11 protein-coding genes are annotated in these 14,786 nt (G+C 48.1%); 4 read left to right on the forward strand and 7 right to left on the reverse strand.

What is annotated here, in order from left to right; genetic code table 11:
- Positions 1 to 14: 14 nt before the first annotated feature.
- From sppA to cbiB, 4 genes are all read right to left on the reverse strand, one after another.
- A complete protein-coding gene (sppA, locus tag H6F72_RS04455) occupies positions 15 to 1,829 on the reverse strand; it encodes a signal peptide peptidase SppA (protein WP_190432223.1) in 1,815 nt (604 codons plus the stop codon).
- A gap of 168 nt (positions 1,830 to 1,997) precedes the next feature.
- Complete coding sequence (fni, locus tag H6F72_RS04460) at positions 1,998 to 3,047, reverse strand: type 2 isopentenyl-diphosphate Delta-isomerase (protein WP_190432224.1); 1,050 nt, start codon at positions 3,045 to 3,047, stop codon at positions 1,998 to 2,000.
- 129 nt (positions 3,048 to 3,176) lie between these two features.
- On the reverse strand, positions 3,177 to 3,734 hold the full coding sequence (gene pyrR, locus H6F72_RS04465) for a bifunctional pyr operon transcriptional regulator/uracil phosphoribosyltransferase PyrR (RefSeq protein WP_190432225.1): 558 nt from the start codon (positions 3,732 to 3,734) through the stop codon (positions 3,177 to 3,179).
- Between the two features lie 57 nt (positions 3,735 to 3,791).
- The gene (cbiB, locus tag H6F72_RS04470) at positions 3,792 to 4,850 is read right to left on the reverse strand and encodes an adenosylcobinamide-phosphate synthase CbiB (protein WP_190432226.1); all 1,059 of its coding nucleotides are present in this window, start codon (positions 4,848 to 4,850) and stop codon (positions 3,792 to 3,794) included.
- Between the two features lie 99 nt (positions 4,851 to 4,949).
- On the opposite strand from cbiB, the gene H6F72_RS04475 reads away from it, so the two are divergent.
- The gene (locus tag H6F72_RS04475) at positions 4,950 to 5,516 is read left to right on the forward strand and encodes a CU044_2847 family protein (protein WP_190432227.1); all 567 of its coding nucleotides are present in this window, start codon (positions 4,950 to 4,952) and stop codon (positions 5,514 to 5,516) included.
- Positions 5,517 to 5,663: 147 nt separating this feature from the next.
- Here H6F72_RS04475 and H6F72_RS04480 read toward each other — a convergent pair whose 3' ends face one another.
- Positions 5,664 to 6,107 carry an RrF2 family transcriptional regulator gene (locus H6F72_RS04480; RefSeq protein ID WP_190432228.1) on the reverse strand — a complete coding sequence of 148 codons (444 nt, stop codon included), beginning with the start codon at positions 6,105 to 6,107 and terminating at the stop codon, positions 5,664 to 5,666.
- A gap of 518 nt (positions 6,108 to 6,625) precedes the next feature.
- On the opposite strand from H6F72_RS04480, the gene H6F72_RS04485 reads away from it, so the two are divergent.
- Entirely contained in the window at positions 6,626 to 7,021 is a 396-nt protein-coding gene (locus tag H6F72_RS04485) for an AbrB family transcriptional regulator (RefSeq protein ID WP_190432230.1), read from the forward strand.
- A 333-nt stretch (positions 7,022 to 7,354) separates the two neighbouring features.
- On the opposite strand, the gene H6F72_RS04490 is transcribed toward H6F72_RS04485, so the two are convergent.
- The gene (locus tag H6F72_RS04490) at positions 7,355 to 9,283 is read right to left on the reverse strand and encodes a chloride channel protein (RefSeq protein ID WP_190432233.1); all 1,929 of its coding nucleotides are present in this window, start codon (positions 9,281 to 9,283) and stop codon (positions 7,355 to 7,357) included.
- A 336-nt stretch (positions 9,284 to 9,619) separates the two neighbouring features.
- On the opposite strand from H6F72_RS04490, the gene H6F72_RS04495 reads away from it, so the two are divergent.
- Positions 9,620 to 10,018, forward strand: a complete 399-nt coding sequence (locus H6F72_RS04495; protein ID WP_190432234.1) for a hypothetical protein — start codon at positions 9,620 to 9,622, stop codon at positions 10,016 to 10,018.
- Between the two features lie 839 nt (positions 10,019 to 10,857).
- Entirely contained in the window at positions 10,858 to 13,104 is a 2,247-nt protein-coding gene (locus H6F72_RS04500; protein ID WP_190432236.1) for a hypothetical protein, read from the forward strand.
- 10 nt (positions 13,105 to 13,114) lie between these two features.
- On the opposite strand, the gene H6F72_RS04505 is transcribed toward H6F72_RS04500, so the two are convergent.
- Positions 13,115 to 14,581, reverse strand: a complete 1,467-nt coding sequence (locus H6F72_RS04505) for a 1-acyl-sn-glycerol-3-phosphate acyltransferase (protein WP_190432238.1) — start codon at positions 14,579 to 14,581, stop codon at positions 13,115 to 13,117.
- Positions 14,582 to 14,786 lie beyond the last annotated feature (205 nt).

Here is a 14,786-nt window from a genome sequence, read left to right on the forward strand (position 1 = left end):
ACTCAGGCTCCGATCTAATCAATCCGTAGGTTGAGGGGTAGGCGGGCATAGACACCAAGAGGATCGTTGAAGGCTTTCAGGGTGGACCAATCTTGTTGCACTTTGAGCAACTCAGCTGTGAATGGATCGACTTTTTCGGTAGCTGTTTCAGCAGCTTGAGCCGCTGGATCACCGATGAGTCGCTTGAGAATTTGGTCTTCCAGGCTGCGGGTCTTAGGATATTCTTCTAGTTTCCAGTCATCGCCCAACTTGGCGCGCTTGGCGGCATCTTCGACGGCAGCATTGAGTCCCCCGATCGCGTCGACTAAGCCGAGTTGTTTGGCGGATGTGCCTGACCACACTCGTCCTTGGGCTAAGGTTGCTACTTTCTGTTTGGGCAGTTTGCGAGATTCAGCAACTTTGGTCAGGAAGCGGTCATAGATGCGATCTACGACGCGCTGATGTACAGCTAATTCTTGGGGCGTTCTGGGGCGTGTAATGCCTTCGCTATCAGCAAAGCGGGCGGTCTTCACCACATCCCAAGTAATGCCTTGGGCGTTGGCTAGTTTTTGCACGTTGGGCAAGAGGCCAAATACGCCAATGGAGCCAGTGATCGTATTCGGTTCCGCAAAGATCCGATCGGCATAGGTGGAGATCCAGTAACCACCGGACGCGGCCACATCTCCCATTGACACCACAATCGGTTTGACTTTCTTGATCAGCACTACTTCTCGCTGAATCACTTCGGAAGCGGTGACGCTACCACCTGGGCTATTCACTCGTAATACAACTGCTTTGACATCATCGTCGAGCCGCAGTTCTCGCAGTTGTCTAGCTAGGCGATCGCCTCCGACTGAGCTAGGGCCGCCAATCCCTTCTACAATGTCGCCTTCGGCATATACCACTGCGACTTGATTGCTGGAAGATTTTTCCGTGTCGGATTCAACCGCTCTGGCATAGGTCGGCAAGCTAATTTGCCGGAAGGAGCGCTCGTCTTCGTCGCTGTCCGTCATTTGCTTCAACTCGGCCACAACTTCATCGAAGTAAGCCACTTTATCAACTAAGCGCCGTTGCAAAGCTTCTTCGGCTAACAAAACGCCTTGGTTATCGGCGATCGCTTGAATTTGCTGAGGCTTGAGTTTCCGGTCTTTGCTGACAGTAGTGGAGAATTCGCTCCAAAGGTCTCCTAGGAGTTTGGCCGTTTGTTCACGGCTGGCAGAGCTTTGCTTAGTGAGGAGGAATGGTTCTACGGCTGATTTGTACTTGCCAACTCTAGTGACCTGAACACCGACCCCATACTTTTGCAAAGCTCCGGTGTAGAAAGTTGGCTGGGAGCTAAACCCGTTCAGTTCCATTGAACCAATTGGATTGAGTACAACAGTGTTGGCAACTGAGCCGAGGTAATACTCTCTCTCTCCCCACTCCATGTCGTAGGCAATAATCTTTTTGCCCTTGGCCCGAAACCGCTCTAGCGCTTCCCGCACTTCCTTCAAGGTCGCTAAGCCAGAACTGCTACTACCCGCGCTCATGTTGCCATACAGGTAAAGCGCGATAATCCGGTCGTCCTGAGTCGCTTCCTCAATCGCTTGCAGCACTGTCTGGAGAGAGACGGAGTCATTATTGTCGTTCGATAACGCTTCACTAATCGCCTGACTCGTACTAGTGGCAGGCTTGGAATCGGTAATGTTCAGGGATAAATCAAACGTTAGAACGGACTTGTTTCTCACCTGGGGGCCTGAGTCAACTGACGCAGCAGCAATGAGCAAAAATATTAGCCCCCCCACTCCTAGACTGCAAAAGAGGATCAGCCCTGCCAAACTAGCAAAGGTGTATTTGAGAAAGTCACGCATTGAGAGAATCCCTGGCAAAAGTGAATAGCGCCTCGGCAAGCATCAGGCTTCAAGGAGAAACTAACTGGTCAAGCTTTAGCTAGGTGCCTAAAACATTCCTCTATGCTAATTGCTCTATCACGAAGCCGCTTTCCTTTCAGCATGCCCAAACTCAGGTTGAAAGGTGAGTTAGACCTTCAATTCCAGAGCTTGCGATCGCCTGAGCGCTTCAATAGTCGAGTTGCCTGTACAGAAGAGTACCGTTTCGATCTCGGCAATCAGCACCTCTGCTAGTTCCGCCAAAGCGGTTTCCGACTCACAAGCTGCCTGCAAGAAGGGCTGGGCCAAACCTGCCAAGTCTGCACCTAAGGCGATCGCTTTAGCCACTTCTAAGCCATCGCGCAAACCGCCGGAGGCGATCAGAGGAATGGTGGGAGCGATCGCCCGGATGGTGGTGATGCATTCTGCAGTGGGCAAACCCCACTCGGCAAACGTCGCCCCTAAGCGTCGTTGTTTGGCATCTGTAGCCCGTTCACTCTCCACCTTGGCCCAGGAAGTTCCTCCTGCACCCGCTACATCAATCGCTTGCACTCCAGCCTCGATCAGCTTTTGCGCCATTGTTGCCGAGATGCCATTGCCGACTTCTTTGGCAATCACCGGGACGGACAATTTCTGGCAAAGCGTGGCAATTTTAGCGAGTAAGCCTCGGAAGTTAGTGTCGCCTTTGGTCTGCACACACTCTTGCAACGGATTCAAGTGCAGAATCAGAGCATCGGCTTCTAGCCAATCAATCACCCGCAAACATTGATCTAGGCCATAGCTGTAGTTCAGTTGCACCGCGCCCAGGTTCGCGAATAGCAAAATATCGGGGGCAAGCGATCGCACATTGAAGGTCGGCGCGACTTCTGGGTTCTCGACGGCAACCCGTTGGGAACCAACTCCCATCGCGATTTTGTAGTGCTGCGCGACAGTGGCGAGGCGGTAATTAATGGTTTTGGCTAGCTCTGTGCCGCCTGTCATGGAGGAAATCAGCAAGGGAGCTGCCAGCGGTTTACCCAGAAATTGAGTGGTTAGATTAATCTCGCTGCGGTCAATCTCTGGCAAGCAGCAATGGGTAAAGCGATAGCGCTCTAGTCCATTTGTCGCCTGATGACATTGCACGCTTTCATCTAAACAGATGCGGATGTGATCAGCTTTGCGGGATTGGGTTTCGGTGGGGGAAGTGAGGGGCGCGTTCACAAAAGACCAATGAGTCAAGCAAAAGGGAAGTCTTGATCAGAATACCTTGGATGGCAGCACTCCAGACACTTCCCTCTATTCAGCGATCAGGTTCAGCAATCGAGTTCAGTAATCAAGTCATCCAGGCAATTAACCACCCCAGCCATCGGGCTTACGAGGAATCAGCTCTACTCCATCTCGGCCATCCAAGTCTTGCAAGTAGACCTTCACTTTCTCTTCTTTCGAGGTGGGCAGTTTTTTCCCTGTGAAATCTGGGTGAATCGGCAGTTCTCGATGGCCGCGATCGACTAAAACGGCGAGCCAAATTTCTGGCGGTCTACCATAATCATTCACTGCATTTAAGGCCGCTCGAATCGTCCGTCCCTTATAGATCACATCATCTACTAAGACTACTGTTTTCCCAGACAGATCAAAGGGAATATCGGTTTTATCGGGGGTACGCACCCCAATTTCATCTAAATCATCTCGATAAAACGTGATATCCAAAGCGCCCACTGGCACCTGCACCTGCTCTAAAACCTCGATTTGTCGCGCTAATGCATAAGCCAAGGGCACGCCTCTAGTGCGAACCCCTAGTAAAACCAACTGAGACAAATCATTCGCTTTTTCGACAATTTGAGAGGCTAGTCGGGTCAAAGTCCGACGTAATTCCTCGGCTGAAAGAATTTCTATGATTTCGGAGGCCATAAAGTTTCTACTAGGAGCTGTATTCGCCAGAAACACCCTAAGCGGCTTAGGCAAAGTTTAGGGCAACTGGCCTGTAGAGAAAACCATTTCAGACCACAGAGTTAAACCAAAAAGTCCCAATCCTAACCAAAGCAAAAAGCTAATGCGGGTCAGTTGCAACGCTTGGTAAATCCGTTCTGGCGTAATGGCGTGAATTGGTTCTCCTAGCAAGGGTTTATGTTTGGCAACGCTCCGATACCAATTGGTACCTCCCACTTGCACACCCAAAATTGCCGCATAGGCACACTCACTCCAGCCAGAGTTAGGGCTAGCATCGGCGATCGCGTCCCTGCGACAAATTCGCCACACATATCCTGGCTTTCCGGAGAGCAAAGCCAACGTCAGCACGACCAGACGGCAGGGCAACCAAGTTAAGAGATCTTCCATCCGGGCACTAAACCAACCCAAGTGCGTGTAGGGCGCTTCTTTGTAGCCCACCATTGAGTCTAAGGTGCTGGCAGCTTTATAAGCGATCGCTAAGGGCACTACTCCCACTCCAGGCAAAGCAGCACCCAGCAAGGCGTAAAACAAGGGAGCCATCACCCCATCCGTGGCATTCTCCGTGACGGTTTCCAGTACCGCTCGTAACACTTCCTGCTCTGATAAATTCTCCGTATCTCGTCCTACATAAAAGCTCAAACGAGTGCGGGCCTGTGCCAAATCTCCGCTGGATAGAGGCTGCATCACGTCCTCAGCAGCAGACCTCAAGCTCCGCCCCGCAAAACAGGATGCCAATAGAATGCTTTGCACGGCAATTCCTAGCCCTGCATGAATCCAAGTGGCAGCTACAGCGATCGCCCAACCAACCCAGCCACTACCAACAACCAGACCAAGGCCCAAAAACACCCCTGCTAACCGCTGCCCCGTAGCTGACTTGAGGTAGCGAAACACGAATTGTTGGTAGCGAGCGATCGCCCAGCCCATGACCCGCACCGGATGAGGCCAGCCCCAAGGATCTCCGATGACGTAATCAATCAAAGCCGCGATCGCTAATACCCAAAGGGCGATCGTGGATGGTGGGGTGAATGATTCTAAAGCTGCGAAGAAATAACTAAAAAAAGATACTCCTAAAGTCATGCCAATAAGGTTAAAAAGGGGTATGGCCCATCGGAGTGTACCTAGCTTTTTTAGGCACAATCAACAGATGCATCTACTCTCGCAGGAAGTTTAATTGCTATGTCCTCCCATCAACTTGTTCCTATCCAGTCTGACGACGGCACAATCATCTACATCGAAGCGCAGCAAAACGTTGAGAATACTCCAATTTCTGACACTTCATCCTACGAAGGCAACGAAGAAGTTGAACAAAAACGGGGAGGAGGAAAGGGATGGCCTGGTGCTGCGGCTAAGTCTATGAGTTCCCATAGCTCAATGCAGATGGTGCAGAATACCCTCCGCAGCTACACCGCCTATACGCTGAACGCCTTCAAAAATTTTGGCGCTGGCAACATTGATGAAGTTACCCTAGAGTTTGGTATCAATTTTAGTGCAGACGCAGGCGTGCCCTACATCGCCAATGGCAAAGCCCAAAGCAGCATGAAAATTACAGTTAAGTGCTCTTACAACAATCAAGTAGAGGGGTCCGAGGAAAACCCAACTGATGAACTTGCGCAGGGACAGGTCAACTGTTCAGCCAATAGGCAAGTCAATGAGCCAATCCATGAGTCAGCAAACGGAACAGCTTATGGAGAAGTTAGCCGCCAAATTCATAACCATCACAACCAATTTAGGCAGCCAGTTTAGTCCATATTTTACTGATGCAGCGCTGTCGGATCAGTGCATCTCTAAGCACAGTCAGTATTAAATTTTACCCAGCCTACCAATGGAGCTGATGTCGGAGTCAACACCTAATCGAAAAGGTTGTTGGCTCCTCCTTTTTTAGAACCAAAATTAAACTACAAAACTTGTCGATTCTCCTTGAGCCGCTTGCCAGCTTCGGGCATCATAGTAAAGGTCTTCTAGGGATATACTGTATAGCGCCTCTTTCAACTTTTGGTGTAAGCGATTCCAGAGGGTAAAGGTCACCCAATCCTCGGCTTGCTCTGCGTCTGGAGCGTAGCGTGACAAAGGCTCAATTGTTTCACCGACGGCTTCTAAGATTTGACCCAGAGAGATTTGAGCCGGCGATCGCGCTAGTTGATATCCGCCTTGAGACCCTCGGAGCGAGTTCACTAACCCCGCTCGACGCATCTCAATCAATAGCTTTTCTAGATAAGGGGCAGGCAAATCTTGGCGACGGGCGATCGTATTGACGGAGGTAGGACCATAACCCGGTTGCAAGCTTAAATCTAATAAGGCTTTCACACTGTAATGACCCCGAGTTGTTAGCTTCATTGCTCCCCAAAAAAGTTGCCGTAACAGACGCAACCATTCTCATCTAAAGTGGATGTCGCACCATAAATTACAAAGTCACCCTTAGCAGTAAAATGCAGTAATTTGTCCTCATTTTCTCCTCAGCAAGCTCTGCTTTATTAGCTTTCCTCTTCTGTCTCAAACATCCTAGACTACCTCCGAATAAGACCAAGGATTTTAGTTGTAAATTGCTCCATCAGCCTCTTCACAAGGGTTGAATAATTCTGCTTCCACCAGCTTGAGGTGACTGTAATAATGATATTTTCTTTGGATCTTAATCAGCAGTTCTAATGCTTATCTGACTTATCTAGACATTACCTATACTTCATAAGTACTAAATCAAAAAATTACTTCTTAAAATCAATAGATATTGTGAACAAGCCTGCTTTATCAGTGTAGTATAGTTTTACAAGCTGATACTCAGCTCAGATTTCCATATCTCAGCGTCGATCAGCAAGAAGTAATCTAGACCCCTTGTTAATTTTTTTAGACTCAAGTTGATGACTAAAAAGAAAAAAATTGAACCTCTGACAGGTGAAGCTCTCCTCAAAAAAGTCAAAGAGTTAGACACTCTTAGTAAGGAAGAAAAAGCGAAGGCATGTGGCTACTACACTCAGACTAAAAGTGGTGTAGAACGAGTCAACATGATGAAGTTTCTCAATGCTCTGATTGATGCTGAAGGCATTGAGTTAGATGGCAAGCAAAATGGTAATGGTCGGGGTGGACGCAGTGCAAGCTACCGCATCAGTGTTCAATCCAATGGCAATTTACTCATCGGCTCTGCTTACACCAAGCAAATGGATCTCCAACCTGGAGACGAATTTGAAATTTCTTTAGGCCGTAAGCATATTCATCTGCGGCAAATTGATCTGCAAGACCAGGAAGCTGCTTCTTAAGTTTCTTATTGCCAAACTCTCAGATTTGAGCGGCAATTTTTGCTAATGAAGCCAGAATCCATCGAATCGTCAACTAGAGTTCCTGCAAGAGTAATCAATCCAAGGCACTCTTGCTGGACTTTTACATTAAATTTGTAATTGTAATTTCTGTGTAGATTCTTTTTATGGAAAGTATCGATTGGATGAATTTATCGGCTGCCACATTAGCGATCGCTATCCTCATTGGCGGTATGTTGATGATGTTCACCAGTGTTTGGACGACTAAAAGCAAGAAGTAAAAACTGAATTTGCAGTCGTGAACAAAACTAATTTCTGACGCAGCTCGCTTTGTCACTAAGCGGGCTGCTTTAGTGTGGGTAGAGAAATTTCCTCAGAGTTTAAGGGAGCTGTAAGGTGTCGCTGTAGGGCTTTGCGAGTAGCAGCTAAGTTGCATGCTAAAGGAATTCGCTCTTGCTCCAACAGGCCTACCACTAGATGAGGAGGCTCTCGATCGACTACGGGAAGCTGGCGCAATCCTCTCGCTCCCATGCGATCGATCGCTTCCGTCACCAACTCATCCTTGTAAGCATACAGCAGCTCACTGGTACAAATTTCCCCCACAGGCTGACTTGCTAATGTGGCTGATGGTTGCGGTGATAGCGCTTCTGCTACCGAATTTGCTGTCCTCTCTGGGGCTGCTAGCACGCGATTAATATCTTGCAGCGTCACAATTCCCCTGAGTTGCCCTGTCTCATCCACTAGCAAAGCGCTATGTAGATGCCCACGCAGCAAAATCTCGCTAGCTTCTAACACAGGTAAAGCGTACGGCAGAATGAGCGGAGAAGGTTGCATGGCCTCTTCTACGGTCAGGTGCTTTAAGGCTTCTTGCCCCTGATCCGGCTCAACGTTGACTCCCATCTGCTTCAAATTCAAACCTGGCTTTGAAATAGGCTTCAGCGACTCGATCACCCAGACACTCAAGCCAACGGCAGCCATCAAGGGCAACACAATGCGATAGTCGCGTGTGAGTTCAAACAACAGTAGAATCGCTGTCAATGGTGCTCGCACACTTCCCGCCAAGACAGCAGCCATGCCCACCATTGCATAGGCAGGGGGTGCGGCAATTGCGATCGCAGCAGCAGGCAGAATCGCCGCCAGAATCTTGCCATAACTTGCGCCTAGCACCGCTCCTAAAAACATAGCTGGGGCAAAAATTCCACCCACTAAACCACTGCCCAAACTCAGAGCAGTCAAGGCGAGTTTGAAAACCAGGAGCAGGAGCAATAAAGGCAACGAAAATTCTACATTCCGGAGCAAAGCCTCAATGGTTTCGTAGCCAATCCCCAGAGTCTGGGGCAGAGCGAGGGCGACTAAACCCACACAAGCTCCACCAATGACGGGATGAACTGGGCGGGGAATGCGGCTCACCCAAGCAAATCCTGAAATTTCACCCCGGAAAAAAGTTTGCGCGAGCTTGATGGTTTGGGTGTAAGCCACCGATACTAAGCTGGCACATAACCCAAGACCGATATAAAGCGGTAGTTCTAATGGGCTGCGAACTTCGTAAGCGGGCAAGGCAAAGGCAGGTTGTGCGCCTAAACCGATCTGAGCAATTAATGCTGCCACCACCGCGGCTAAGAGCACGACACTCACCGCTGAGGTGGCAAACGTAGTGCCTAAAACCACTTCAAGCGCAAAAAATACTCCCGCGATCGGCGCATTGAATCCTGCTGCTAGACCTGCCGCTGCCCCTGCTCCTAATAAGAGACGCTGCCGTTCTTGAGATACTTGCAGGATTTGGCCAAGCAAGAGGCCAAAATTAGCGCCAATTTCTACACTCGGTCCTTCTGGGCCTAAGGAAGCTCCGGTGCCCAAGGAAACTGACGCAGCTACCATCTTGGTCACAGGACGAATGGGAGAGATTTCGCGCTTACCCTGCGTTGCGGCAATGAGAGAGGAAATACCAGGGCCAAAGTCTTGCCAGCGCCAGCGCATAAAGCCAACGATGACACCCCCAAGCATGGGCACACAGGCTAGGGTCCAAGCTCCCCAAGGGGCGATCGCTCCCATCAAATCCTCTAGCATCAAGCTATGGATTAATTCGATTAAATAGTGAAAGGTCACGACTCCCATGCCAGTACCGCCACCAATCAGGATCGCCAAGATAAGCACGACCGTTTCAGGTGTGGGTTGTAAGCGATTGAGAATATGGGCAAAATGAGAAGTAGAGGGGGCTGGCGTCGGTTGCTCAGCCAACCCATCCGGGGCTGGAATCAGAGACATTGAGAGTCAATAGAAAAATTAGATAAAGCTTAACTTTTATGTATTTCTAGTCTTTCATTGTGATTGATCTTGAAGCCTGACGACAAGCATTAAACTCATGCCAAAGCCAAGAATTCATCAAATCCTGGAACGAATGGATAGATACTATAGGCTGTTACAGCTTAGTTAGGTTAGAGTGATATCGCATTGCCACACTAGCCTTGGAAATTCAGCTAACTGGACGATGTTAGCAATGCCATTTTGCGGAAAACTAGCTGTAAGAGAACCGTCAGAATAAGATTCTCTGCCTTAGCAGGCAAGCGTACTGAGTAGTTCCTGGGCAAGTGGAAAGTTCTAATGAATGCTCACACTTTTGATCATGACGCTGTCATTTGTCCCCTATGCCATCGCGATGGCAGAATTGGGCCGCATCGACTCTTGAATGGGCTGTTAACTTGTTCTCACTGTCGAGAGCGGTTTGTAGTCAGCCGCAGTGGTCATTTTGTCCGTGATCCTTTTACGCTAAAGCAGCTAGCAGATAGCCGCACTTTACGGCGTCAAAGTCATCCGTTCGCTAGAATCCTACGTGATTTTGGTTTTTCCAAATATCCATCTCTTTTTGCGATCGCTAGCAGCGTGGTGCTTTTAGGTTTGACATTGACAGCTGTGGGAGATTGGGCGGTTCCTCAAGCATCAGTTCCAGGGGTAGTGAACCATATTACTGAAACTTTAGGCATTGACGAGACAGATCCTTAGATCTGGTGTTATTTCACCGAACTCAGCCATAAAACCTGTTTGGCACCGATGACGGGTCAACTCAACAAAGTTATATAAGCTTTACGAGCTCTGCAATTTTTTCGATCGCTTCAGCGTCGGGATGAGTTGAATTTTTGTAGCAGTTTCCAAAGCCGTACGATACCCCATGAGACTCGCTTTAACTCCATCTTGCGACGGATGTACCGAAGCATTTAGTCATGGAACTTTAATATTTAACCACTATTTTTTCACATCAAACTTAACAAGCTTTAGGGGGGGATCTCCCTAGTCATTGGGTAACTAAACCATTGTTTTCCTCCTAGGCGTAACTTAAGTTTAATAAGAGAGCTGCAAAGCCTACTTACCCGTTTTCTTTACAGAATTAAAAAATTCAAATTGGTTGCTAACTATATGCATAAGTGCCCTTGCTGCTCCGATCGTCTCCTACGTCATGCTCGTCACAATGAGGTTTATTGGTTCTGCACTCATTGTTGGCAAGAAATGCCTGACTTGACTTCTTTGATGGAGACAAAACAGCAGAATCGGCAGCAGCTTGAGCGTCTACTAGGTGGTTATAGCTCCCCTTTAGCAAGAGTTTAAGGGATAACAGATTTTTCAAGAAATTGCTGTTTAACTAAACCGATTCAATTCTTTTTTTAAGTTAGATAAAAGAGACAAATTCAAAAAAAGAGCGATCGCCTCTGAAATTAAAAAAGGCGATCGCTCTTTTTTTGCTTTAAAGATCTTTAAGCTGTTTAGGCACTAAAAGCAGGACATCGTATAGTGGTATGCGCTTATGGTGCTAAAAGCAGGTGTGCCGCAATGGAGTTAAACAGCAGATGAATCTACCTTTAGTTTTAGATATCGCCATTGGGTTAATATTTATTTATTTAATTCTGAGCCTCTTAGCTTCAGAAATTCAAGAATTAATTGCCACACTTTTGCAATGGCGAGCAGTTCATCTCAAGAAATCCATTGAAGTTTTGCTCACAGGTGGTGAGGGAACAGAAGAAAAAGATGTGAGAGACTTTGCCGATCGCTTATATTCCAATCCACTCATTAAAAACATTAACCAGGAAGCTAAAGGTTGGGCAGAAAACTTTTTCAGGAGTATCACTTGGGTAATTAGCTCCGCTATAGGTCGTGGCAGAAGTATCTTTGGAGGCTCCAAACGGAGTGGTCCTTCCTACATTAATGCTGAAACTTTCACGACTACGCTTTTGGAGACTTCTGGAATTCCGGTATTAGTGCAAAAGTTAAGTGAATTAAAATTAGAAGAATTTATTCAAACCAATCTGCAAACAGCGATCGCCGAAGCTCAAGGTGCTATCTATGCGCCGTCAGTCACTGTTCCTACTGACACGACCACAGCTTTAGAAGAAGATGCTTCTTCAGCGGAGGCGCTACAAGCTCAGCTACAAACCGAATTTGATTTATTGACGCAGCAATTTAATACAATCCTGGAAGACTTTAGAACGAATAAATCAACTCTAGAAGGTAGCATCAAGTGGATTGCTTATCGGCTCGATCGCTACATTGAGCGATGCAAAGAGGTAGGTTCTGATGATCCTCAAGCTCAAGCATTTATTGGGCGGCTACAAGCCCTAAGACGAGAGATCTTTGAGGATGATCCGACCAGTGGGGCGATCGCGATTAGGCCTATTTTGCAAAGTTTAATTCGGCCCAGCTTAGTAGAAATCGTCGAGGCGGTGAACGACAAAGACAGCCCAACTTATCGCAGGCTCTTAAGGATCATTGAACAAAAAATTAATGGCCTACTTCCAGAAAAGCTAGCGCATGAACTGGTGCAAGACATTAGAACTGTACTGGAAAAGTTTGCTGTCATTACTCAAGACACTTCACTCCTCACGGAACTCGAAACTGTTCAGCAAAGCTTAACTGAGATTGCCAGCCATGACAAAAGCACAACTGAGAGCCGTATTGCCTTAATTCATCAAATGCTGTCAGTGCGGGATGGTTATATCAGCAATGCTGAAAGTTACTTATCAGATGTTGATTTTCTAACTGAGCTTAATGCCTTAAAGAATCTTCCTTTGAGCAGTTTTAAACATGAGCTTTTAGGCGAGATCGATGCGCTTCTGGAAGGCTTTCGGGATATTACTAGAGGAACGCAACTTCACATCAAGCTAGATAACTTACGTCACCTTTTGGATGACATTATCAGTAGTTTTGAGCGTGGAGAAATTCAGCTTTTGTATACTCTTGACCAAATGTTAGGAGCACGAGACGCCTATATTGACAATGCGAGCCAATACATCGCCACAGCCTCGATCCCGGTAAAACGGCAAGATAGCTTCCTTAGGCAAATCAATGGATTAAAACGCCAAAAAGATTCTTTTAGCAGTGTGGATAACCGGATGGCCATCATTGCTTGGCTCACCGCCACCTCAGAGGAGCTTGACTGGGAAATTAAGCACAATACAGAGATTTATCGACAAGTTTCAGGCATCGTTAAAGACAAAAATATTGATGCTTATACCAGTGTGGTGAATGCGATCGCCCGCTTGCCTCAACCCATCAAAGCTAGCCTTTCTGTACTAGCGAGACGAGCACAGGAAAAATCAACCACTGTAGAGAATGAAGTCAAGCAGTTTCAATTTGAAATTGAAACCTGGTTCGATCGCTCAATGGAACGGGCGACAGGGGTTTATAAGCGAAATGCCAAAGGGGTAGCAATTATCCTTGGCTCATTGATTGCATTTGCTGTGAATGCAGACACATTTCACATCGTTAACCGCTTATCTAGAGACACATTATTACGTAATGCGATCGCGACTAGTGCAACTCAAGTTGCGACCCGAGCTAACGATATCAATGCTGTTGAAAACCAAGTCAATGCCGCTTTACAGGATCTACCATTACCGATTGGGTGGGACCAAGTTAATTTAACTGCCCAGGGCCGTCAGAATCGAGGCTGGCCTTTACCATTTCTCAAAACGATGTTGGGCTGGCTCGTTAGTGGCATTGCCATTTCAATGGGGGCATCCTTTTGGTTTGACCTATTAGGCAAGGTCGTGAATGTACGGAATTCTGGCAAGCCCCCAGAGAAAACTCAGGCGAAGTAAGAGTCGCGTTTTATTGAATCATGCTCTCTAAAGCGATTTGCAGATCTTGAGTGAGGTCTGCGATCGCTTGTTTCGCCCCTCGGCGGTCGGCGCTATAGGCACCCCAGCGGTCTGTGACTGAAATCGGTTGCCCTATCGTCATCTGCACCGTTTGCTTACCTAGCTGAGGCCGCTGAAAAGGGCTGTTGCCTTTAATCCGAGAAATCATGTCCCACATCAGCAACGTTGTCTCGGCAAAGCGCTCTGCCGTTGGTTTTTCTAGGACGTAGCGCCCTGTCACCGCGACAAAACTCTCCACCAGTCGCATGTGCCACATCCGCAGGTTGGCTTCTTCCGCCACGCGATCGGCCAAACCGCGTTCCAAGAGAGAGACTCCCTCAGGATTTCTGAAGTCTTCGCGGTAAATGCGGTCCCAGCCTGCTTGCTCTAGTCGGCGACAGCGATCGATCAAACTCCCTTTAGCCTGCAAATCAAAATACTGTTCTGCTACTTGTAGGGCCACATCCAGCAAGGCTCTGAGGCGATGGGTAAAAGCTTGATCGGCTTGCGAAACAGGAGGCTGATCTGATTGAAAAATGTTCTGCTCCGGCAAGTCTTCTGCTCCAGAAGGCGGAGCGGACTGTGTAGGCAAGGTGTGATGGTAGAAGCGAGTATAAAACTCTTCCATCAACGTCAAAACATGCTCGCCTAAGCTATAGAGCCTGTGGTAGAGTGCTGCTTCTCGGCCCTGAAGACCTTTAATACTGGGAGTTTCAGTTCCTTTAGAACTCTCAGCCACCGATAAACCGCTATCGGCTTCTAACTGGCTCATCAACTGCTCAATCTGCTGCCAAGGAGGTGTCACATAGCGATATTGGATGCCCATTGGCACAATGAGTACCTGTTCGGAGCGATCGGCCTTGAGCAAATCTTCCACGCACCAGAAGCCGAGCTGAGCCACACCGGGTTCCAAAGGACTAATCACTTCGTTATGGCCGTTAGTCGCACCTTCTGGGGCCGCTGCGAGTGGCAGTTTGCCATCCACAAACAAGCTCCGGGCCGATCGTAAACCCGTCCGATCGACTTTGCCACGATGAATCGGCGTACCCCCTAAGCGGGAATACAGCCAGCCGATTTGTGATCCCGCCCACAGCGGAATGCCGCGATCGTAAATAAAGTGGGCGTGAATCGGGTGCTGTAGCGCCACTCCTTGCTGTTTCGCCACGCGCGGCAGAATTGAGGAGTGCAAATGTGCCATGCAGAATGGATCATCAGTGCTGGGATGCCGAAACGCCATGAGAAAGCGAATTTTACCCGCTTGAAATTGGCGATAGCAGTCTACCAATTCCTCAACATTGCTGGCCTGAATTCGAGTAATCGCAGTTCGCGATCGCAACCAAAGTGGCAGCAGTCCTTGAGCAACCCGAAGCACTAGGGGATTAAAAGCGGGTGGAATAAATTCCAGTGGCGGTTGAACTCGATCGATCGTACTTGGCAATTTTGATCCCTCTTGGCTTTAATTCTTCATATCTTGACCTGAGCGCTGAGCAACTTTACAAGGTTTCTATCATGCCTTGGCTATCGTATAAGCTGCTACGTCTGGCCAGAGATTCGACAGTTAGGTGAAAAAATCGTGAATATTTACCTGGGAGAACGTAGGTGACATACAAGCCTAGGTAGATGAAGCGGCAAAAATTTTGTAG

The organism is Trichocoleus sp. FACHB-46, from assembly GCF_014695385.1.
Lineage (GTDB): Bacteria > Cyanobacteriota > Cyanobacteriia > FACHB-46 > FACHB-46 > Trichocoleus.

Bases quoted from the DNA above. Each gene is read 5' to 3' on its own strand.
- sppA (WP_190432223.1), bottom strand. From the start codon at position 1,829: ATGCGTGACTTTCTCAAATACACCTTTGCTAGTTTGGCAGGGCTGATC.
- pyrR (WP_190432225.1), bottom strand. From the start codon at position 3,734: ATGGCCTCCGAAATCATAGAAATTCTTTCAGCCGAGGAATTACGTCGG.
- cbiB (WP_190432226.1), bottom strand. From the start codon at position 4,850: ATGACTTTAGGAGTATCTTTTTTTAGTTATTTCTTCGCAGCTTTAGAA.
- H6F72_RS04475 (WP_190432227.1), top strand. From the start codon at position 4,950: ATGTCCTCCCATCAACTTGTTCCTATCCAGTCTGACGACGGCACAATC.
- H6F72_RS04480 (WP_190432228.1), bottom strand. From the start codon at position 6,107: ATGAAGCTAACAACTCGGGGTCATTACAGTGTGAAAGCCTTATTAGAT.
- H6F72_RS04485 (WP_190432230.1), top strand. From the start codon at position 6,626: ATGACTAAAAAGAAAAAAATTGAACCTCTGACAGGTGAAGCTCTCCTC.
- H6F72_RS04490 (WP_190432233.1), bottom strand. From the start codon at position 9,283: ATGTCTCTGATTCCAGCCCCGGATGGGTTGGCTGAGCAACCGACGCCA.
- H6F72_RS04495 (WP_190432234.1), top strand. From the start codon at position 9,620: ATGAATGCTCACACTTTTGATCATGACGCTGTCATTTGTCCCCTATGC.
- H6F72_RS04500 (WP_190432236.1), top strand. From the start codon at position 10,858: ATGAATCTACCTTTAGTTTTAGATATCGCCATTGGGTTAATATTTATT.